Here is a 19,647-nt window from a genome sequence, read left to right as displayed (position 1 = left end):
GGGCATGGCTGGAGATGCTCGTGGCCTTCTTCGTGGGCGTCCTCGCGGGCGCCATCCACTTCGGCACGCTGCGCTCGCAGCGGTTGGACCTGCAGAAGAGCTTCCTGGCCGCGTTCCTGGGGACGCTGGTGGCGCTCGCGTTCACGTTCGTCCTGCCGCCCTTCAACGCGGCGCGGGCCCTGTTTGGCGGGGCGACGCTGCTGGTGCCCGCGATGGTGGTGACGCTGGGCTCGATGGAGCTGGCCACGGGGGCGGTGGAGGCGGGCCTGCCCCGGCTCATGTACGGCCTCTTGCGCTTCCTGATGTTGGGCGTGGGCTTCGCGGCGGCGGGGACGCTGTGGCGCTTCGCCTGGCCGCTGCCGCCACCCGTCGAGGCGCACGCGCTGCCGCCGCTCCTGACGTTCTTCCTGGTGGCGGTGGGGGGCGTGGCGCTGTCGGTGTGCATGTCGGGGCGGCCGCGCGACGTGGCATGGATTGTCGGTGGGGTGTTGATCGCCTACGAGACGCAGGCGGTGACGAAGATGGTGCTCGGGGACCGGGGCAGCCCGCTGGTGGCCGCGTTCGTGCTGGGCGTGGCGGGGTTGCTCTACGGGCGCGGGAGGGGCCGGATGCCCATGACCGTCATCATGCCCGGGATGTTGCAGCTGGCGCCGGGCTTCATCGGCACGCAGGCCGTCGTCGCGCTGCTGGGCGCGGGCGTCGCGGGCGCGGATGATGACCGGCTGTTCAACGTGCTGCTGGTGGCGCTCCAGCTGGTGCTGGGGCTGGTGTTCGCCACGGTGGTGGTGCCGCCGCGCTTCTCCGTGGAGCGCGACTCGCCCGTCCCGCCCAGCGCCGGCGGCGCGTAGCGGCTCCGGACACACGGGCCTGGCGGTGCCGCGGAAGCGGCGCAAGCCCCTGCGCTCGAGCAGCCCCACCCGCCATTTCGTGAGGCAGATGGCGGGCGCGAATCAGAAGCCGATCGCCGGAAGCGGCGGCCAGGCGCCACCGTCGAGCCCCTGCTCCAGCGCCTCCGCGTAACGGCGAAGGAGCGCATGCCGCGGCGCCGCTGGATGTGCCTGCTCCGACACGGTCAGGATGGAGTGGAGCCGCTCCCGCGCCGCGCGCCGGTCTTCCGCTTCCCGCGCGAGCTGGCCCACGGCGGCGGCCAGTCGCAGGAGCCGGAGCACCACCGCGGGTTCGGTGGCGCCGTAGCGGAGGATCTGATCCGTGGCCAACGCCAGGTAGTCACTCAGCGCGGGGCCGCGCAGGAACACGCGCGGGGTCCCGGAGTCATCCGCGAGCACGCGGGGCCCCAGGTGCATCCGGCTCAGCTCGCACAGCAGGAACGTCAGCTGGTCCACCGCCTCCACCGCGGTGTACGGATCATTGATTCCCGGGGAGAGGGCCTTGATGGCCACATCCACCAGTTGGCGCACCCCCAGGGCGATGTCCCTGTCCTCATCCCGCCAGCGGTCCAGGCGGATGGCGCGGCACACGCGCGCCTCGGTGGGCTCGCGCCGTGAGCGCGGGCCGCGCGCCTCCGCTTCGATCCAGCCCACCGGCTCACCTTGAATCACCGGCTCCCCCACGGCTCGGTCCACGTGGATGATGAGCTGGTGCCCCGTCGCCACTTCCAGGAGGGCCTTCGCGTCGACGGAAGCGATGAAGCCGTCACCGCGGGCCCGGAGCGGCCAGCCACGCTCCGGGTCTTTCGTGAGCGCGCGGAGCGGTGCTGACTCCTGGATGTCCACGGACCGGAACCGCTCGAGCAGCCGCGCGGCGCCCAGCGTGTCCTGGCGCACCCGCCGGACCAGGTTCTCCACCCGCATCAGTTGAAGCGTCTGGAGCACCTGGAAGATGAGCGCCCCCTCGCTGGAGATGAGCAGCACCATGGCCAGCGCGAGCGCCGGACGCGGCGCGCGTTCAGCCTCGGACGCGAAGCCGAACGCCTGCGACGCCACCAGGCAGAAGACGCTCGTGGCGACGAACACCGGGATGACCACGCGGATGCCGGCGCTGTGGAGGAACAGGCGCAGCAGGCGCGGTGAGTACTGCCCCGCTGCGTTCTGCACCACGAGCATGGACAGGGAGAGCACGATGCTCAATGACGTCAGCGTGATGCCCAGCACCGAGGAGAGCATGCTCCGGGCCTCGGTGGCCGTGGCGTACCAGGCCACTCCTCTCAGCACCCGGGCCACGGGGAGCGGTGGCAGCACGAAGAGGACGCCCAGGCCGGCTCCCAGGACGGCCCCCAGGACGGGCGGTATCCACAGCCGGTGCCGGATCCACCAGCGCAGGGACGGGCCTTCCTCCGGCCGGCGCGCCTGCCTGGGTCCCCTGTGCCCTCTCCTGGCGTGAGGAAGCGCCTGCGTGCCCGCCATCCGTGCCACCTCCGTGCCCCGCTTCCCCGCGCGTGCGCCTACGGGCGCACGATGCAGCGGAAGCCGATGTGGCTGGCGCCGCTGTCCACGGCCTGGGGTGAGCGCGCCGCGGGCCGGTAGCGGCGGCAGTAATTGGGGGCGCACAGGTGACTGCCGCCCTTGAGGACGCGGCGGGGAATGGCGACGGCGGGCGTGGAGGGATCCTGGCTGCCCTGCGCGGTGGAAGGGCCGCGCGGGTTGACGGGGATGCAGCACGCCTTGCCTTTGTTTCCCTGGTGGCGCTCCTGGTACCAGTCGGTGGTCCATTCCCAGACGTTGCCGGCCATCTCATGCAGGCCATGGCCATTGGCTGGGAAGGCGCCGACGGGGCAGGTGCCCTCGTGGCCATCCTCGCGGAGGTTCTGCCATGGGAAGTAGCCCTGCCAGGTGTTGGCCAGGTGTTCGCCGTTCGGGGTGAAGTCATTGCCCCAGCAGAACTCGTTGCGCTCCAGGCCGCCGCGCGCGGCCTTCTCCCATTCGGCTTCCGAAGGGAGGGCCTTGCCGGCCCAGGTGGCATAGGCCTCCGCGTCCTCGTAGGCGATGTGGACGACGGGGTGGTCGCGGCGGTGTTTCACGGAGGAGCGGCGTCCTTCGGGGTGCTTCCAGCAGGCTTCGGGAAGGTAGCGCCACCAGTTGGCCACGTTGCCCAGGTCCACGGGGCCCGGGGCCTTCTGGAAGACGAGCGAGCCGGGGACGAGGGACTCCGGAGGAGCGCCGGGATAGTCCGCCGGGTTGAGTGGCCGCTGCGCGACGGTGACGTAGCCGGTGGCCTCGACGAAGCGGGCGAACTGTTCGTTCGTCACGGTGAAGCGGTCCATCCAGAAGCCGGAGACGGTCACCTGATGCGCGGGGGCTTCTTCGGGATAGTGGTGGTCGGAGCCCATCCAGTACGTGCCGCCAGGAATCCACACCATGTCCGGGAAGGGAGCGCGTCCGGGCCGCGCGGCGGTGTCGGTGGGCTCCACATCGGGAGTGGCGTCGCGGCTGTCGTTCCGGTGCATGGCTTGAAGTCCTCCAGTGGAGAACATCCGGCCCGGCGCGCGGAATGACACTCGCACCGGGGACCGGGTAGGGTGTCAGCACGTTGACGTGCGTGTCGGAGCTCGGATGGCCAGAAACGTCCGAGGACGGAAGGCAGCCCTGTCCAAAGCCCTCTGCGCGTGGTTCCTGCTCACTGCAGCCGTTTCTGGAGGGGGTTCCCATGCCCAGAAGCCAGCGCGGCGTGTCTACCTCATCGCGGAAGACGCAGGCGGTGCCGGCGGACGCGACTGTGATGCCGGGCATGTCGCGTGCTTCGACCGATGCTGGAACTCGGCCCCGCCGTTGACGAGCCTCAAGTGGGGCTCTGGCAAGCACCATGAGTACTGCACGGAGGAGTGCCGCGCACGCTACATGGATTGCATCGAGGACCTGGAGCGGACGGCAGGGAAGGGCGACGTCTCGGAGCTTCGGTTCTTGAACCTTGAGGGTGCGCTGGCCTGGTTGAGGTCGCACCGGTCAGCGCTGGCGATTGGAGCTGTCGTCATCATCGCGGGCGTGGCGTTCGTCGTCGCCACTGGCGGATCAGGGGCGTTGATTCGCGCCCCGCTTGCGCTCTAGTGACCGCGGACAGGACGAGGCCATGACCGCTTCCAAAGAGTTCGAAATGGAGTCGACGCTGAGAATCCTGGATGCCGTGAGCAAGAGCTACCCGCCCGGCTCCAAGGAAGAGGCCGCTGTTCAACTCGCGGCGGTCTCATTGCTCTATCTCCGCCGGCTCAAGAAGCTGGACGGATTTCTTGAGTACCATCGGGAGTTCTCCGACCCGTCGGCTCATGTCCCCATCGCGAGAGAGTTCGCGACCCAGGCGGATGCGGATGCGTGGCTGTCCAGTGGAGAAGCCGTCGATGGTGCGCTCGTCAGGATCGATGGTCGGGGCTTTCAGGTCATCCAGTTGCCCAAGGGCCTGAAGTTCCTCCGGACGCCTCTTCCGGAAGAGCTGGGGCCTCCGGAGCCGAAGTAGCGGGTGGGGCACCACCGCCACCGCCGTCGATGCTCCATCCGACGGTGGCGATGGGTTGGGCTACGTATGTGACTGCTGGACGCGGTGGATGAGCTGCTCCACCTCGTTGGCCAGCGTCATGACCTGATCTCCGACGCTGGGCTCTTCCTGCCGCTTGCGCTCCTCCTCCATCTTCTGTTTCACGCGCTCCTTCATCGGCCCGATGCTCAGGCTGCCTGGCGCCTGGCTGGGCAGGAACTCGATGAGGCTGTCCGCGAACTTCTTCACCAGCATCTGCGCCGGGACGAAGGTGAACATGCGCTCGGCGTACCACTGCGTGTAGAGGCCGGAGTGCGTTGCGTACTCGAACGGGTCCGAGCGCAGGTTGATGAGGTAGGGCCACGCCGGGTTGAAGCGCTTGCCGCTGAACCACATGTCCGGGCCTTCGCCGTCCTGGTAGCTGAAGATGATCTTCCAGTCGTTGTAGCGGACCGCCGCGAGGTTGCCACTGTCGAGCACGTAGATGAACTCGTGCCGGCGGCCCTCCTCCGTGCCCGCCAGCAGCCCTCGCTGGTCGTATCCATCCAGGTAGACCTTGAAGGTCTTGTCCCCGACCTTGTAGCCCTGCTTGCATTTCTCCGCGAGGTCCGTCGTGCCACCCGCCGCCGCCACCAGCGTGGGCATCCAGTCCTCATGCGCGAAGATGTCGTTGATGACGCGCCCCGGCTCCACCACGCCCGGCCAGCGGACCACGCACGGCACCCGCACGCCGCCCTCCCACGTGGAGCCCTTCTCCCCGCGGAACGGGCTGTTGCCGCCGTCCGGCCAGCCCATCTTCTCCACGCCGTTGTCGGTGGAGAACACCACCAGGGTGTTGTCCGCGATGCCAAGCTCGTCCAGCTTGGCCAGCAGCACGCCCACGATGTCGTCCAGCTCCCGCATCGCGTCCGCGTAGAGGCCGTAGCCCGTGGCGTTCTTGTACTTCTCCTGGAGGTACGTGAAGACGTGGGTGCGCGTGGTGTTGTGCCAGAGGAAGAACGGCTTGCCGTCCTTCACCGCGCGCTCCATGAAGTCCAGCGTCCCCTTCAGGAACTCGCCGTCCACCGTCTCCATGCGCTTCTTGGTGAGCGCGCCGGTGTCCTCGATGCGCTGCTTGCCCACGAGGCCCCAGCGCGCGTCCTCGGTGACGTCATGGCGGTCCGTGGCCCAGCTGTGCAGCACGCCGCGAGGGCCGAAGCGCGCCTTGAAGGCCGGGTCCTTCGGGTAGTCGGGGCACTCCGGTTCGCACTCCGCGTTCAGGTGGTAGAGGTTGCCGAAGAACTCGTCGAAGCCGTGCACCGTGGGCAGGTAGGGATTGGAGTCGCCCAGGTGGTTCTTGCCGAACTGGCCGCAGGTGTAGCCCAGCGGCTTGAGCATCTCCGCGATGGTGGGGTCGGAGTCCTGGATGCCGTACTTCGCCCCCGGCATGCCAATGGTGGTGAGGCCCGTCCTCAGCGGGTTCATGCCGGTGATGAACGCCGCGCGGCCCGCGGTGCAGCTCTGCTGGCCGTAGCAGTCCGTCATCAGCGCGCCTTCCTTCGCGATGCGGTCGATGTTGGGCGTGCGGTAGCCCATCATCCCCTGGTTGTAGGCGCTGATGTTCCAGAAGCCGATGTCATCTCCCCAGATGACCAGGATGTTGGGCTTCTGCTTCGCCTGCTTCCCATGCCCGTTGCCGTGACCATTGCCCGAGGGCTTCGCCTTGCTTGCCATGTGAGACCTCCTGGGCACGAGGTGCCCACAGGGGCCGGTCCGGACATCGTTCCGGGAGGCGGGGGCGGGCGGGCACTCAGGAGGCAGGTCCGCGCTTCAGGGTGAGGCTCGTCCGCCAATGGCGGGGAACCGCTCGTAGGCCCGCAGGAGCGCGTCGATGTGAGCGGGGTTGTCGAGGTCGAGAGGGGCCTCCGTGAGCTGGACCACCCACCCTCCGGAAGGGGTCCGCTGCGAGCGCGACAGCAGCTCCGCGTCGCGCGCCGGATCCGGGAACCCGATGGCCTGCGCAGCGGCTGGGGACCAGTAGTTCAGCCAGCCGAGGTGCCGAGGAATCGCTGGAGAGCGAATGTGCCATGGCATTTCCAGCATGGGGAGCCCCCGGGGGGACAGCTTCGGCGCGTCCGGGGCGCGCCGCAGTTGTTCCGAGATTTCCAAGCCGAAGCCATCGTCTGACGCATGCCCCCAATACGCGTGGGCGCTCTCCGCGATAGCCACCAGCATCCTCGCCGCGCACTCAATGACGCGCGCGTCGAGTGGCAGATTCGCCTGGATGCTGAGAACGGCTCGGTTCCCTGGAGACTGGCCAGCGGGGGCTTCCAAACCGCTCACTGTGATGGCGTAGCTCTCATCACCGTTGCAGAGGAGAGGGAACTTCCTCCGTGCCGCAGCCTCCGCAAGCCATGCGTCACGTCGTGGCAGCGCAATGGGTTGCCCCTCTTTGGAGATCTCCCACTCCATGCGCAGGCCGGAAAGCGCCTGTTCCATTCCACGCACAACCCCAGGTGGACGGGGGTCGTTGGACACAAGTGGTGGGGCGTAAACCGTGAAGACGAGGTGGGACGGCGAAGTCATCGTTTACACCCGGTGACGACGATGGGAAGGGAGTCATCACGGCGAATCAGTGCCTTCTTGTGTGCTTCGGTACTCACGCCGATCTTGAATCCATAGCCACAGGCGCGCGCGATGTTCCATTCTTCGAGCATCTCCACTACTTGATCATCAACCACTCGGTTCCGAAGGAAGACACTGTACGTGTCGAACTGGTCGGTCTTGATCTCCCACAGCACAAGCGCACCGACCTGCAGCGCGTCGAAATGCTTGCCATCCACGAGCACGTCCATGCCGGGATACCGGTTCGGAGGGATGCGGTCCGCGCACTTGTTGTGATCATCATCGCCTCCCCGATGCGGCACCGGGATGGGTTGGCAGCGGGAGGGGCGCTCGCGGTGCCTGGGGGGAAGCGGTGGGAGCAGGTCCTGTCCTGAGGGCTCTGGCTGGGGCTTTCGCTTCGCCAGCGTTTCCCTCGGCGCCGTCCTTGTTCCGACCGTGGACGTCACCTCCTCCGGATAGAGCTGGCGGAACGCATACGCATCCAGCTCCTCCTTGATGGCGACGGCGACCATCACCACGCCGACGACAATCACCGCCCCCACGACGATTTCAGGTGCGGCCAGGACGCAGACCCCCAGCCCCAGCGCGGCCGCGTCCGCGGAGGCCACGGTGCACCGTCCCGTCGTGTCGTGAAACCGGACCCGGTCCATATCCAGGACCGGAAAGCACCGCTCCGCCACCACGGCCATGGCTGGGACGCCTCCTGGACGACGCATCGCCCCTCATCCGTCCAAGGCAGTTTCGCTGCTCGCTGGAGGTTTGCGAGCGCTGGACCTCGATGTTCTGACCCCGCTGGCGCCGACGTGGCGCAAGCAGACAGCAAGACCCCCAGCACGATGCCGACACAGCGATGAATGGACCAGAGCGTAGCCGCTGGGCCCAGCCCGCCATACTGCTCAGTGCGTGGGGCTCCGCGAGTCGTCATCGGACGCGGGATGCGGCAGGTTCCGCAGCAGTTCCCGCATGCGTGTGTCCGCGTCATCCAGCCGGAGGAGCAGGTCCTCCTGCCGGTGGCGCTCCTCGCCATGCAGCGCCGCGCCTGCTTCGTCCACGCGCGAGCGCAGCAGGTACAGGCCGTCGCGGATGAGGCGCCACTCCTGCCAGGCCTGGGACTCGTGATGCGCCATCCAGGCCTCCACGCCCGCGCTCACCTGCGGGTACACGTTCTGTCTCCCCACCTTCGCGAGCACGCCCGTGCGCTCCAGGAACCGGAGCGTCGGCGCGTGCACTCGGGCCAGGGCCAGGGTGATGCCCCGGTGCGACAGGTCCTCGTGCAGGCCCGCCAGCATGTCCGCGCCCGGCACATCCAGGTCGTCCGTCAGCTCCAGGTCCAACAACACCTCGCGCACCGGCGCCTTCGCGTCGCGCACGCGGGCGAGCACCTCGTCCCGCAGCGACGTCGCGTTGGCGAAGAAGAGCCCTTCCTCCGGCCGGAAGACGTGCAGGCCGGGCAGGGTGATGGCGGAGGACTCGCGGTGCGTGGCCGCCAGGTCCAGCGTCCCTGGCACCCGGCCCAGCTCGCTCATGCGCGGCTTGCTGGCGCGGTAGACCGTGAGGAACAGCGACACGCCCACCGCGATGAGCAGGCCGGGCAGCACGTCGAAGGCCAGCACCGCCACCAGCGCCACCGCCGCGCCCAGGAAGTCCGCCCGGCGCAGGCGCGCCAGCCGCACCAGCGCCTTCACGTCCATCATCCCCAGGATGGCCACCACCACGATGGCCCCCAGCGTGGCCTCCGGTAGCGCGCGGAACAGGCCCGTGAGGAACAGGGCCACCAGCAACGTCAGCCCCGCCGTCACCAGTGAGGACACCTGTGTGGTGGAGCCCGCCTGATCATTGGCGGCGGACTTGGACAGGCTGCACCCCATGCCGAAACCCCGGAAGATGCCACCGCCCAGGTTCGCGGCGCCCAGGCCCACCAGCTCCCGGTTGGGGTCCACTTCGTACCCGTGCTTCGCGGCGAACATGCGCGCCGGGCCGATGGCCTCCGCGAACGCCACCAGCGCGATGCCGCACGCGCCCGGCAGCAGCTTCACCAGGTCGCCCAGGCCCACGTCCGGAAGCTGGGGCGGCACCAGGCCCGCGGGGATGTGCCCGACGATGGCCACCCCTTTGGCGTCCAGGTGCAACAGGGACGACACCGCGATGCCCAGCACCAGCACCGCGAGCGCGGCCGGGATGCGCCGGGACACCCGCCCCAGCAGGAGCAACGCCGCGATGCTCGACGCACCCACCCCGAGCGTCAGCGCGTGCGTCTGGCCCAGGTGCGTGAGGATGAAGCCCAGCCGCTCGAAGAAGCCGCCCTTCGCGCCCTCGATGCCCAGCAGCTTCGGCACCTGCTTGATGGCGATGATCAGCGCCAGCCCGAACACGAAGCCGCTCAGCACGGAGGAGGAGAAGAACTGCGCCACGCGGCCCAGCTTCAGCACGCCCGCCAGCACGGCCACGGCGCCCGCCACCAGGGCCAGCGCGGCCGTGAGCGCGACGAAGCGCGGGGAGCCCTGCTGCGCCAGCGCGCCCACCGTGGCGGCGGAGAGCACCGACACGCTGGCGGACACCGCGATGATGAGCTGCCTCGAACTGCCGAACAGCGCGTAGAGCGCCAGCGCCGCTGGGGTGGAGTACAGCGCCGCCTGCGGGGGCAGCCCGGCGAGCTGCGCGTAGGCCATGCCCTCCGGGATGTGCAGCGCCGTCACCGTGAGCGCGCCCACCAGGTCCTTCTTCAAGCGCGTCGTGTCGTAGCCGCGCAGCGACGCGAGGAACGGGCTGACGCGGTTGAGCCACGAGGTGCGGCCTGCTGCGGAGCCCCGGCTTGCTTCGTCTCCCATGCGCACGAGATGGCCATCCGGCACGACACCGGCATCGTCCCGCGGGCAGGGGCGGCCGGGGATGTCCCGGGCTCGCGCTCCCTTGGGTCAGCCCCTCATCGCGAAGAGGTGGCAGTCGAGCGTGAGCCGCAGGTTCGACACCGCGAATGTCACCCGATGGCCGATGGCCGGGATGATGCTGTGCGGGGCCTCCTGCGCCGCGCGCGACCCGGGTTTGTCCCATCCGCTGACGCTCCAGCTCAACCCGGCGTTCTGACGGCGAACAAGCGTTTCAGATGACGCTGGTCATGCCCGCGCGGAGAGCGGGAGGCTGCCGGGCATGATCACCGTGAGTGCTTTCAAGTGGGTGCCGCCGTTCGCGCAGGGGCTGGTGCGGGACCTTCGCGTGCGATGGGCGCTGGAGGAGGCGGGCCTGCCGTATCAGGCGAGGCTCATCGACGGAGACGTCCAGCGTTCTGCCGACTACCGCATGCAGCAGCCCTTCGGGCAGGTGCCGGTGTTCGAGGAGGACGGCCTGTCCCTCTTCGAATCGGGCGCCATCCTGGTGCACCTCGCGTTGAAGAGCGACGTGCTCCTCCCCACGGATGAAGTGGGCCGGGCGCGTGCGCTCTCATGGTTGTTCGCGGCGCTGAACTCGCTGGAGATCCACATCCAGCAGCTCGCGGAGATCGACCTCTTCGTCCCGGATGCCCAGTGGGCGAAGCTCCACCGGCCGGACGTGGTGGCGCGGATCCACCAGCGCCTGGGCGAACTGGCCACGTGGCTGAAGGACCGCCAGTACCTGGAGGACCGCTTCACCGTGGGCGACCTGATGATGACCACGGTGCTGCGCATCCTGCGGCACACCGACGTGCTCGACGCCCATCCCTCGCTCAAGGCCTACAAGGAGCGCTGCGAGGCGCGCCCCGCGTTCCAGAGAGCGCTGGCGGCGCAGTTGGAAGCGTTCGAGCAGCACGAACGTCGCAAGGGTTGAGTCCTACCCGGGCTTTCGCTGTATTTCTTGTCAGACCGGCATTCTAGGGTGGTGGGCCGACGGAGGAACCGGGCGGGAGACCCGGTGACTCCGTCGAGGATGTCCCCTTCCACACCGAGAGAACCGGATGACCACTTCGCGTTTCGCATCCCGCCTGACGGGCGCGCTCGTCGGGCTCACGCTGAGCACCACCGCTTTCGCCGCCCCCCAGGAACAGCAGCCCCGCGTCGCCGCGGACAAGCGCCTGCAGAAGGCACTGCCGTCGGGCACGCCCGTGGAGCGGCTGGTGGTGAAGTTCCACGAAGGCAGCCGCGTGCGCCTGCGTGGCAATGTCCTGCTCTCGCTCGCCTCGGAGCGTTCGCAGTCCGAGCGTTCGCTGCTCGCCGGGCGGGGGCTCTCCGAGACCCGGCTCGACGGTGACGTGAAGTCGGCCCAGGCCCTGCTGGAGCGCGCGCCCCGCGCCTCCGCGCTCCGCCGTCTCTTCACGGACGCGGAGGCTTCTCTGGAGGCCCGCAAGGTCCTGGGCGAGTCCGAGAGTGGCCGCCAGCTGGCGGACCTCAACCTCTACTACGAGGTGCCGCTCATGCCCGGCACCACCGCCGAGCGCGTGGCGGAAGTCGTCGCCTCGCTCAACGCGCTGGACAGCGTGGAGGTGGCGTACGCGGAGCCTCCCGCCGAGCCGGCCATGGTGAACTTCGGCATGGAGCCCGCGCTGCGCGCCCTGCTCGCCGCGGCGGACATCGCGCCCACGACGCCGCTCTATGAAGGCAACCAGGGCTACCTCAACGCGGCCCCCAGTGGCGTGGACGCGCGCTTCGCCTGGGGCGTGGCGGGTGGCAATGGCGCGGGCATCCGCTTCGTGGACATCGAAGGCGGCTGGCGCACCACCCACGAGGACATGCCGGACCTCTTCACCCAGCTGGGCGCGCAGTACAACGACCTGAGCTGGCGCAACCACGGCACCGCGGTGCTGGGGGAGATCGTGGGCACGGCCAACGGCTACGGCGTGACAGGTATCGCGCACGGCGCGACGGCGGGCGTGTCGGCGGCCTCGCAGGGCACCGCCGCCGCCATCGCCAACGCGGCGTCGGCGGTGGGACGTGGCGGCGTCATCTTGATTGAACTGCACGCGCAGGGCCCGGCGGACAGCACGCCGTGTACCTGCAACCAGGGCCAGTGCAACTACATCGCGATGGAGTACTGGCAGGCCAACTACGACGCCATCGCCACGGCCACCGCCAACGGCGTGACGGTGGTGGAGGCGGCGGGCAACGGCAGCGCCAACCTGGACGAGGCCGCGTACGGCGGCGTCTTCAACCGCAACGTGCGTGACTCGGGCGCCATCGTGGTGGGCGCGAGCACCGCCACCACGCGCGTCCCCATGTGCTGGACGAACTTCGGCTCGCGCGTGGACGTGCACGGCTGGGGTGAGAGCGTGGCGTCCATGGGCTACGGCGACCTCTTCGGCTCCGCCTACGGCGAGGATCAGTACTACACGGGCACCTTCAGCGGCACGTCCAGCGCGTCGCCCATCGTCACCGGTTCCGCGCTGAGCCTCCAGGGCGTGGCGCGTGCGCGCGGCTCAGGCGCGCTCGACCCGCGCTACGTGCGCAGCCTGCTGGCCAACACGGGCACGGCGCAGGCGGCGGATGCGCGCAACATCGGCCGGCTGCCCGACCTGCGTCAGGCCATCCAGACGATGCCGGACATCTCCTGGTCCTCGTCGGGCCCCATCGCAGGCCGCTACTGCACCCAGGTGCACGAGTCGTCCGACCCGGACACGTGGAACGACAACTTCCTGTGCTCCACGGTGAACCACGGCTTCGCGTGGAGCAGCGCGGGCCCCATCGCAGGCATGCGCTGCACGCAGATCACCGAAGGCGCCGAGCCCGCTTCCCACACGTGGAACGACAACTACCTCTGCGTGCCCACCAGCAGCCCGCTGCAGCTGTCGTGGTCGCAGTCGGGCCCCATCGCGGGCAAGCTCTGCACGCTCATCCACGAGGGCGCGGATCCCCACGCCTGGAACGACAACTACCTCTGCTACTGATGGATGTTTGAAGTTCGGACACGCCGTGCGTGACGCGGCGTGTCCGACGGGCAGGGCTTCACGCTATCCTGGGGTTCCCTCTTCAGCGGCATCCCCCAGGAGTCCGTCCCATGCCCCGTGGCATCTCCAAAGTCGGCTCAGGTCCTTCGCTTCCGGTGAAGCGCAAGCACGACGACCTCACCTCGCCCATCCGCAAGCCGGAAGTGGAGGGGCCTCCGCAGAAGAAGCAGCGGACCCAGGGGCCTGATGCCGTGCAGCAGCAGCCGGTGAAGAAGCCGTCCACGGACCCCTCGATGCATGCCGTCTACGACAAGATGGCGCATGAGGAGATGCTGAAGAACCCGAAGTACGCCGCGCTCGCGGACGACGCCTCGAAGGCCTCCGATGGCAAGACGATCAATGTCGTCACCAAGGACCAGGTCCATGGCGGCATGTTCTACAAGAAGGACAACCAGATCGGCCTGCGGCCGGACCTCACGGGTCCCAAGCGCGCCAGCGTCATGGCCTTCGAGGCCACCAACGTGGCGCAGCAGAAGCGCTTCTCCACGGTGACGGGCGAGGCCTTCCGCAACGAGGTCAACGCGCTCAGCGGGAAGCACTCCGTGGGCGGGGACCTGAACACCCGGCGGGAGAACTTCGCCAAGAACATGGAGCGCATCGAGTACGACGGCATCAAGCGCCACCACGACGTGATGAAGCACGGCATCGACAACCAGGGCTGGCCCAAGGAGATGGACCGCTTCGGCAAGCGCCTGGAGGGCGCGGACCCCAGTTTCGACAGCTACTGGGCGCGCCAGAACGTGAAGAACGACGCGACGGGCAAGAGCCACTCGGACGTGTACCGCGCCCAGTTCGACAACATCCACGCCACCGCGCAGAAGGCCGTGGATGAGATGAAGGCGAAGCAGGGCGTGAAGTAGGCCCCTGGCCCCGCGTGCCGCTTCGCGCTAGGGAAGGGGGCATGTCCTCCGCCCTCCAGACCCGTCCCCGGAGCGAGCTCGCCTCCGGGCGCTTCGGCCAGTCCCGCTACATGATCCGCCGCAAGTTCTTCAAGCTGTTCGGCGGCGCGTTCCACATCTACGACGAGGCGGGCAACGTCGCCTTCTACTCGAAGATGAAGGCCTTCAAGTTGAAGGAGGACCTGCGCATCTACAGCGGCGAGGACATGCAGGAGGAGCTGATCACCATCCAGGCCCGCAGCATCCTGGACTTCGGCGCCACCTACGACGTCACCGACGCGGCGACGGGAGAGCGGGTGGGCGCGCTGCGCCGCAAGGCCCTGAGCTCCATGCTGCGCGACACGTGGCTGGTGCTGGACGTGGATGGCCAGGAGGTGGGGAAGATCGAGGAGGACAGCATGCTGCTGGCGCTCGTGCGGCGCTTCCTCACCAACCTCATCCCGCAGACCTTCACCGGCACCCTCGGCAACGCGCAGGTGTTCAGCTTCCGGCAGCACTTCAATCCGTTCATCCAGAAGATCGACCTGGACTTCTCCCTGGACACACAGCGCCGGTTGGACCGGCGTCTGGGTATCGCCGCGGCGGTGCTCCTGTGCGCGATTGAAGGTCGTCAGTCTGGCGGGTGAGGCCGCCGCGTCACATCCGTCAGGTCGCCAGGGTTTCGTGAACGCCTCTGGCGCGGAAGCAGGCTCAGCCGGAGGTGTGGGTGCCTGGGGGCCATGAGGCGGCCCGCTCTCCTTTCGCTTCACCATGCGGGATCGGGAGCGTGGAGGCCTGGTCTGGAGGCTCCCTCTCCGGAGACGAAGCGCTCCAACCTGCCCGGCAGTCGGAAAGGTTTCCCAAGGCCGCGTCCGTCCCGCCCCCTCCCGCGCACTCCTCACCGGGCTCACAGGCCGCGGGCCCAGGGGCGGCTGGAAACAGCAGCGCCCCGCTGTCGGGCTCCAAGGGAAGGGCCTCGCCCTGAGGACAGGGTGTACCGCCGAGCGCTTCGGTGTCCCCAGCGGCTGCTACGCGGCTGCCGGGACCATGCGCCTCAACGCAGGAGTGTTCCTCCCTCGCATCGTCCTGGTGCGAAACGGACGTGGGGTCGCCGAGGCCATGCTCCTCAACGCAAGGGCGTGCCTCCAGCGCATCGTCCTGCGCGGAGGCTGACGTGGAATCTCCAAGGAGGCCCTCCTGGGTGCACCCGGCCTCGGGAGACTCCTGTTCCTGGGTGACGGGGGCGAAGTCGTCCAGCACGCGCTCGTCGCACGCCTTCAGCAGCACCGGCAGCTCGTGCTGGAGTGCCCGCACGTCGCGCTCGCTCAGGGCATTCATGGCGCAGGTGACCCACTGGCGCAGCGACTCACCGCCCATGAGGGACCGCAGGCGGGACGCATTGCCGCGTAAGGCCCACTGCAGCGACTGAATGAGGAGCAGGTGCCCTGGACGCTCCGCCACCCGGGCCGCAAGCCGCAGCAACTCGAATTCCAACTGCGCGCAGCGCGCTCCAGGGTGCCATTTCGCCGCATCCCACAGCCTGAAGCAGGCGCCCTCCAGCAGGCGCAGGTCCTCCTTGGAAGCCCTCGCGCAGCAGTCAGCCAGCAACTCCACCAGCACCTGCCGCTTGAGGCTGAAGAAGCCCTCCAAAAGCCGCCGGCACTTCTCGGAGCGCTCGTCATGCAGCGCCAGGCCCAGGTTCTCCAGCGTCAGCGATTCATCCAGCGCCACCGGGCGCGCCCTGCGCCCGGAGCGCTGCACCACCAGGCCCCGCGCCGCCAGTCGCCGCAGTGCCTCGCGCACCGTGCCCCGGCTCACCCCGTAGATGCGCGCCAGCACCCTTTCCGAGCCCAACTGCCCGCTCCTGGGCAGCCTCCCCCTCGAAATATCCCGCTCGAGCTGCTCCTCCACATACTCCACGAGCCCCACCCGCACCATCACCGTCCCCCTCCTCGCCCAAGCCTCTCGCACCAAACCACAGGGGTCTGACATGGACGCGAGGGCCGGCGCGGCCTTGGGCTCCAGGCGGCGCGAACTGGTCCGACTGTCGGACCAGTTTGGAGAGGGCGCCCCCGGCAGGGCGCCACTGCCCGTGGCCACGCCCTTGGCATCCGCTCCAGCACACCCGCGCGGTCCACTGTCGCGCTCCGCGAGGCGCGTGTCCTCGCGGAGCACTTCGGGTCGCGGGAGGGGGTGGCGAACTTCTGGCGGCCCGCTCAGTCGTGGCGTGCGCGGTACTCGCGGGGCGCGCAGCCGAAGCGCGCACGGAAGGCCCGGGCGAAGCGGCCCGGGTCTCCGAAACCGCACGCGAGCGCGCTCTCCAGCACGGAGGCGTCCTGTCGCAGCCGGAGCCGCTCCGCCGCTCGCTCCAACCTGTAGGCTTGGAGGTACTGATAGGGGCTCTCGCCCACGCTGGCTCGGAAGGCGCGGAGGAAGGAGTAACGGCACATGCCCGCCGCCTCCGCCAGGTCCTCCACGCGCAGTGCATCCGCGTACTCCACGCTGATGCGCTCCAGGGCCCGCTGGATGCGCACGTCCCGCTGACGGTGTGGAACTTCCGGGGCGCTCCCGCGCACGAGCGCGAACAGCAGTGAATCCATCAGCGCGCCCATCCCTGGATCACTGGCGGGAAGCCCGTGGCCAATCTCTTCCATCACCAGCCGGATGTGCGCGGTGAGGCGTGAGTCCGCGGGGTGGACGGCCGCGACCCTGGGCGCGCCCGCGCGGGGCCCGAGCGCTCCGGCTGCTTCCTCCAGCCACGCTCCCGGCAGCCAGAGTTGATGGAGCACCGCCGCCCGGGCCACGGGCGTGTTCTGCCCCTCGTCGGTGAGGACGACGCACGTCCCCGCCGCCGCGTCGACGGTGGAGTGCCCGAGGTCGAACTGGATGTGACCCTGCTGGACCCAGGTGAGCTCGAAGGACTGGTTGTCGTGCTTGGGGCCCCGGCCGATCCGGCTCCCAGCGAAGGCCCGGCGCAGGGAGTGGACGGGCCGGTGCGCTGCCTCGCTCATTCCGTGAAGGGTAGCACCGCGTGGGCCGTCACGATTCGCCGAATGGACCACCCGTTGCGCCAAGACCGGAGCGCTACCGGGCGCTATATGTCCGGGCATGCAAGCCCCTCCCTCGCAGGTGCGTCAGGTCCCCGTGCTCATCGTCGGAGGCGGTCTCGTGGGGCTGTCGGCCGCGCTGTTCCTCGCCCATCAGGGTGTGCGTGCGCTGATCATCGAGAAGCACGCCGGGACGTCCCTGCATCCCCGTGCCCGGGGCTTCCACGCGCGCAGTGTGGAGCTGCTGCGCTCGACGTGCGCGGGGGCGGAGGTGGAGCGGGCCGGGGCTGTTCCCCCCGGCACGGTCGTCGGAGAGTTGGTGGCGGTCACGCTCGCGGGGCCGGTGCACTCGTGGAAGACCCAGACGGTCTCCACGCAGCGGATGGACCTCAGCCCGTGCCCGTTGGTCTTCCTGGGACAGGACCGGCTGGAGCCCATCCTCCTGAAGGCAGCGAGGAGCCTGGGCGTGGAGGTGTACTTCCGGCACGAGCTGACGGGCTTCTCCCAGGACGCGGAGGGCGTGCGGGCCACGGTGCTCGACCGTGAGACGGGAGCCGTGTCCACCGTGCACGCGGCGTATCTCATTGGAGCGGACGGGGTGCGCAGCCCGGTGCGCGAGGCGCTGGGAATCACGCAGCGCGGGCGGGGCTCCTTCGGCCACAACATCTCAACCCTCTTCGAGGCGGACCTCTCGCCCGTGCAGCGGGAGGTGCCGCTGGGCTTCGCGGTGCTCACGCATCCGGAAGCGGGCGGCGTCATCGTGGCCACGGATGTGAAGGACCGGTGGATCCACTCGACGCGGCTCGATGTGAACCGTGAAACGGCTGCTGACTTCACGGAGGCCCGGTGGACAGAGCGGCTGCGCACCGTCACGGGCATCGCGGACTTGGCGCCCACGTTCCATGGGACGTTCGTGTGGGAGGCGGCGGAGCGCGTCGCGGAGCGTTTCGATTCAGGCCGTGTGTTTCTCGCGGGAGACGCCGCGCACCAGATGCCGCCCACGGGAGGCTTTGGCGCCAACACGGGCATCCACGACGCGGCGAACCTGGCCTGGAAGCTGGCAGCGGTGTTGAACGGTCACGCGGGGCCCGCGCTGCTGGAAACCTACGACGCCGAGCGGCGGCCCGTGGCGTCCGCCACCGCGAACCAGGCCGCGCTGTTCGCGCTGAGGATGACGAAGCAGGCGCTTCCGGAGGGCGAGGAGCTTGTCGAGGACGACGCTGTCACCCTGGGCTACCGCTACGGTGACGGGCCGCCGCTGCCGAAGACGTTCATCCCCACGGGCGAACCGGGCACGCGCGCGCCGCACGTGTGGCTGGACGGCGCGGAGGGCCGCACGTCGACCCTGGACCTCTTCGGCAATGGCTTCGTCCTGCTCGCGGGAAGCGAGGCGTGGAGGGGCGCGGGCCGGAGGCTCGCGGAGCGCATGCCGCTGCGGATCCATGAGGTCCACGGCTGGCAGCACGCGTATGGAGTCGGGGACGCGGGCGCCTGCCTCGTGCGGCCAGACGGCATGGTGGCCGCGCGGTGGAGTGAGCCCGTCCGGAACGCGGAGCACGTCCTTGATGCAACGCTGAAGGCACTGCTGTTTCGCGCGGAGCTCCAAAGGAGTCCCTGACCCAGGACCCAACAGGAGACAGCCGGCGGAGGCCGTTCCGGAACCGGTAGAGCATCCTGGCCCGCGGCAGGCTGTCCGGAGCGGCCCGTCAGCGCACGCTGGCCCAGAACGGCTTGAGCGCTGCTCGGCTCGTGGCCAGCGCTGCCCTTGCGTCCGCGTTGACGGTGCCGGACGCGAAGCTGTCATCGCGCCCCGCCAGGACCTCGATGCACGCGTGCACGGAGTTCGACAGCCCCTCCAGCGAATAGCCTCCCTCCAGCACCAGCACCAGCTTCCCGCCGGAGACCTCCTCCGCCAGCTTGCGCACGGCCGTGCACATCGCCGCGAAGCCGCGCTCGGTGACGTCCATTCCGCCAATGGGGTCGTCGCGGTGCGGGTCGAACCCCGCGGACACCAGCACCAGGTCCGGCCGGTACGCCTGTGCCACCGGGAGCAGCAGCTCCTCGAAGATCATTCCGTAGTCCGCGTCGGTGTTGCCGCCGGGCAGGCCGCAGTTGACCGTGAAGCCCTGGCCTTCGCCGCGCCCCACCTCCGGCGCCGCGCCGCTGCCCGGGTAGTAGGGGAACTGGTGCACGGACTGGTAGAGCACGTCCCTCCGCCCCCAGAACGCCGCCTGCGTGCCGTTGCCGTGGTGCACGTCCCAGTCCAGCACCAGCACGCGCTCGGCCCCCAGCCGCCGTCCGGCCTCCGCCGCGATGGCGACGTTGTTGTAGAGGCAGAAGCCCATGGCCCGGTCCGGCTCCGCGTGGTGGCCGGGCGGGCGCACCAGCGCGAACGCGTTCTTCGCCTGCCCCGCCATCACCGCCTCCACGGACTGCACCGCCGCGCCCGCCGCCACCCGCGCCGCGTCCAGGCTGTCCGGCGACACCGCCGTGTCCTCGTCGATGCGCTCGAAGCGGCCTCCCAGCTTCTCCATCGCGTCCAGGTGGGCCTGGGTGTGCACCGCGAGGATCTCCGCGTCCGTGGCGGAGCGGGGCTGGGCCATCACCGTGCCCGCGATGGGGTTGCGCGCCAGCACCTGGAGGATGCGCCGCAGCCGGGCGGGCGACTCGGGGTGGCCCTCGCCAGCGTCGTGCTGGAGGAAGAGCGGGTCGGTGAGCAGCAGCGTCGCGGTCATCCCCTGGACCTTACGCATCCTGTCCCCGGGAACCCAGCGTCCGGCCCTGG

At 69.4% G+C, this 19,647-nt stretch carries 18 protein-coding genes; 9 read left to right on the top strand and 9 right to left on the bottom strand.

The window, feature by feature from the left end; genetic code table 11:
* Positions 1 to 848 (top strand): threonine/serine exporter family protein (locus tag D7X32_RS22555; protein ID WP_120604636.1); only part of this gene is annotated, 848 nt, incomplete at its 5' end.
* Positions 849 to 950: 102 nt separating this feature from the next.
* On the opposite strand, the gene D7X32_RS22550 is transcribed toward D7X32_RS22555, so the two are convergent.
* Positions 951 to 2,363: a DUF2254 domain-containing protein gene (locus D7X32_RS22550; RefSeq protein WP_120604633.1), complete on the bottom strand. Its 1,413-nt coding sequence runs from the start codon at positions 2,361 to 2,363 to the stop codon at positions 951 to 953.
* Positions 2,364 to 2,401: 38 nt separating this feature from the next.
* The gene (locus tag D7X32_RS22545) at positions 2,402 to 3,403 is read right to left on the bottom strand and encodes a formylglycine-generating enzyme family protein (protein ID WP_120604632.1); all 1,002 of its coding nucleotides are present in this window, start codon (positions 3,401 to 3,403) and stop codon (positions 2,402 to 2,404) included.
* Between the two features lie 391 nt (positions 3,404 to 3,794).
* On the opposite strand from D7X32_RS22545, the gene D7X32_RS22540 reads away from it, so the two are divergent.
* On the top strand, positions 3,795 to 4,001 hold the full coding sequence (locus tag D7X32_RS22540; RefSeq protein ID WP_120604635.1) for a hypothetical protein: 207 nt from the start codon (positions 3,795 to 3,797) through the stop codon (positions 3,999 to 4,001).
* A gap of 22 nt (positions 4,002 to 4,023) precedes the next feature.
* The gene (locus tag D7X32_RS22535; RefSeq protein ID WP_120604631.1) at positions 4,024 to 4,404 is read left to right on the top strand and encodes a hypothetical protein; all 381 of its coding nucleotides are present in this window, start codon (positions 4,024 to 4,026) and stop codon (positions 4,402 to 4,404) included.
* 60 nt (positions 4,405 to 4,464) lie between these two features.
* Here the strand turns inward: D7X32_RS22535 and D7X32_RS22530 are convergent, their stop codons facing one another.
* From D7X32_RS22530 to D7X32_RS22520, 4 genes are all read right to left on the bottom strand, one after another.
* Positions 4,465 to 6,135, bottom strand: coding sequence for an arylsulfatase (locus D7X32_RS22530; RefSeq protein ID WP_120604630.1), 1,671 nt, complete (start codon positions 6,133 to 6,135; stop codon positions 4,465 to 4,467).
* A gap of 96 nt (positions 6,136 to 6,231) precedes the next feature.
* Positions 6,232 to 6,987, bottom strand: coding sequence for a DUF5953 family protein (locus D7X32_RS45520; protein WP_167506501.1), 756 nt, complete (start codon positions 6,985 to 6,987; stop codon positions 6,232 to 6,234).
* Positions 6,984 to 7,715, bottom strand: a complete 732-nt coding sequence (locus D7X32_RS22525; RefSeq protein WP_341868149.1) for a DUF6310 domain-containing protein — start codon at positions 7,713 to 7,715, stop codon at positions 6,984 to 6,986. The genes D7X32_RS45520 and D7X32_RS22525 overlap by 4 nt, the downstream gene beginning before the upstream one ends.
* Positions 7,716 to 7,922: 207 nt before the next feature.
* Positions 7,923 to 9,854 carry a SulP family inorganic anion transporter gene (locus tag D7X32_RS22520; protein ID WP_120604634.1) on the bottom strand — a complete coding sequence of 644 codons (1,932 nt, stop codon included), beginning with the start codon at positions 9,852 to 9,854 and terminating at the stop codon, positions 7,923 to 7,925.
* A gap of 121 nt (positions 9,855 to 9,975) precedes the next feature.
* Between D7X32_RS22520 and D7X32_RS47595 the strand changes: the two genes are divergently transcribed.
* The 5 genes from D7X32_RS47595 (at position 9,976) to D7X32_RS22495 (ending at position 14,462) form a co-directional block, all read left to right on the top strand.
* Positions 9,976 to 10,110, top strand: coding sequence for a hypothetical protein (locus tag D7X32_RS47595; protein ID WP_279635603.1), 135 nt, complete (start codon positions 9,976 to 9,978; stop codon positions 10,108 to 10,110).
* Positions 10,111 to 10,173: 63 nt separating this feature from the next.
* The gene (locus D7X32_RS22510) at positions 10,174 to 10,827 is read left to right on the top strand and encodes a glutathione S-transferase family protein (RefSeq protein ID WP_120604628.1); all 654 of its coding nucleotides are present in this window, start codon (positions 10,174 to 10,176) and stop codon (positions 10,825 to 10,827) included.
* 127 nt (positions 10,828 to 10,954) lie between these two features.
* The gene (locus D7X32_RS22505) at positions 10,955 to 12,877 is read left to right on the top strand and encodes a S8 family peptidase (RefSeq protein ID WP_120604627.1); all 1,923 of its coding nucleotides are present in this window, start codon (positions 10,955 to 10,957) and stop codon (positions 12,875 to 12,877) included.
* A gap of 110 nt (positions 12,878 to 12,987) precedes the next feature.
* Positions 12,988 to 13,797: a hypothetical protein gene (locus D7X32_RS22500; protein ID WP_120604626.1), complete on the top strand. Its 810-nt coding sequence runs from the start codon at positions 12,988 to 12,990 to the stop codon at positions 13,795 to 13,797.
* A gap of 41 nt (positions 13,798 to 13,838) precedes the next feature.
* On the top strand, positions 13,839 to 14,462 hold the full coding sequence (locus D7X32_RS22495; protein ID WP_120604625.1) for an LURP-one-related family protein: 624 nt from the start codon (positions 13,839 to 13,841) through the stop codon (positions 14,460 to 14,462).
* 64 nt (positions 14,463 to 14,526) lie between these two features.
* On the opposite strand, the gene D7X32_RS22490 is transcribed toward D7X32_RS22495, so the two are convergent.
* Together D7X32_RS22490 and D7X32_RS22485 are read right to left on the bottom strand one after the other, a co-directional pair.
* On the bottom strand, positions 14,527 to 15,753 hold the full coding sequence (locus D7X32_RS22490; protein WP_120604624.1) for a FadR/GntR family transcriptional regulator: 1,227 nt from the start codon (positions 15,751 to 15,753) through the stop codon (positions 14,527 to 14,529).
* Between the two features lie 278 nt (positions 15,754 to 16,031).
* On the bottom strand, positions 16,032 to 16,826 hold the full coding sequence (locus tag D7X32_RS22485) for a helix-turn-helix transcriptional regulator (protein WP_158625738.1): 795 nt from the start codon (positions 16,824 to 16,826) through the stop codon (positions 16,032 to 16,034).
* Positions 16,827 to 16,923: 97 nt separating this feature from the next.
* Here D7X32_RS22485 and D7X32_RS22480 point away from each other — a divergent pair, with 97 nt between their 5' ends.
* Positions 16,924 to 18,480 (top strand): FAD-dependent monooxygenase, encoded by a 1,557-nt coding sequence (locus D7X32_RS22480; RefSeq protein WP_120604622.1) that lies wholly within the window; start codon positions 16,924 to 16,926, stop codon positions 18,478 to 18,480.
* An 88-nt stretch (positions 18,481 to 18,568) separates the two neighbouring features.
* Here D7X32_RS22480 and D7X32_RS22475 read toward each other — a convergent pair whose 3' ends face one another.
* The gene (locus tag D7X32_RS22475; protein ID WP_120604621.1) at positions 18,569 to 19,615 is read right to left on the bottom strand and encodes a histone deacetylase family protein; all 1,047 of its coding nucleotides are present in this window, start codon (positions 19,613 to 19,615) and stop codon (positions 18,569 to 18,571) included.
* Between the last annotated feature and the right edge of the window lie 32 nt (positions 19,616 to 19,647).

The sequence above is a fragment of the Corallococcus carmarthensis genome (genome assembly GCF_003611695.1).
Taxonomy (GTDB): domain Bacteria; phylum Myxococcota; class Myxococcia; order Myxococcales; family Myxococcaceae; genus Corallococcus; species Corallococcus carmarthensis.
The sequence above is the reverse complement of the archived record's forward strand: the minus strand, read 5'-3'. Positions and strand labels throughout refer to the sequence as shown.

Excerpts from the sequence above, each read along its gene's own strand:
- D7X32_RS22550 (WP_120604633.1), bottom strand. The coding sequence starts at position 2,363 with ATGGCGGGCACGCAGGCGCTTCCTCACGCCAGGAGAGGGCACAGGGGA.
- D7X32_RS22545 (WP_120604632.1), bottom strand. The coding sequence starts at position 3,403 with ATGCACCGGAACGACAGCCGCGACGCCACTCCCGATGTGGAGCCCACC.
- D7X32_RS22540 (WP_120604635.1), top strand. The coding sequence starts at position 3,795 with ATGGATTGCATCGAGGACCTGGAGCGGACGGCAGGGAAGGGCGACGTC.
- D7X32_RS22535 (WP_120604631.1), top strand. The coding sequence starts at position 4,024 with ATGACCGCTTCCAAAGAGTTCGAAATGGAGTCGACGCTGAGAATCCTG.
- D7X32_RS22530 (WP_120604630.1), bottom strand. The coding sequence starts at position 6,135 with ATGGCAAGCAAGGCGAAGCCCTCGGGCAATGGTCACGGCAACGGGCAT.
- D7X32_RS45520 (WP_167506501.1), bottom strand. The coding sequence starts at position 6,987 with ATGACTTCGCCGTCCCACCTCGTCTTCACGGTTTACGCCCCACCACTT.
- D7X32_RS22525 (WP_341868149.1), bottom strand. The coding sequence starts at position 7,715 with ATGGCCGTGGTGGCGGAGCGGTGCTTTCCGGTCCTGGATATGGACCGG.
- D7X32_RS22520 (WP_120604634.1), bottom strand. The coding sequence starts at position 9,854 with ATGGGAGACGAAGCAAGCCGGGGCTCCGCAGCAGGCCGCACCTCGTGG.
- D7X32_RS22510 (WP_120604628.1), top strand. The coding sequence starts at position 10,174 with ATGATCACCGTGAGTGCTTTCAAGTGGGTGCCGCCGTTCGCGCAGGGG.
- D7X32_RS22505 (WP_120604627.1), top strand. The coding sequence starts at position 10,955 with ATGACCACTTCGCGTTTCGCATCCCGCCTGACGGGCGCGCTCGTCGGG.
- D7X32_RS22500 (WP_120604626.1), top strand. The coding sequence starts at position 12,988 with ATGCCCCGTGGCATCTCCAAAGTCGGCTCAGGTCCTTCGCTTCCGGTG.
- D7X32_RS22495 (WP_120604625.1), top strand. The coding sequence starts at position 13,839 with ATGTCCTCCGCCCTCCAGACCCGTCCCCGGAGCGAGCTCGCCTCCGGG.
- D7X32_RS22490 (WP_120604624.1), bottom strand. The coding sequence starts at position 15,753 with ATGGTGCGGGTGGGGCTCGTGGAGTATGTGGAGGAGCAGCTCGAGCGG.
- D7X32_RS22485 (WP_158625738.1), bottom strand. The coding sequence starts at position 16,826 with ATGAGCGAGGCAGCGCACCGGCCCGTCCACTCCCTGCGCCGGGCCTTC.
- D7X32_RS22480 (WP_120604622.1), top strand. The coding sequence starts at position 16,924 with ATGCAAGCCCCTCCCTCGCAGGTGCGTCAGGTCCCCGTGCTCATCGTC.
- D7X32_RS22475 (WP_120604621.1), bottom strand. The coding sequence starts at position 19,615 with ATGCGTAAGGTCCAGGGGATGACCGCGACGCTGCTGCTCACCGACCCG.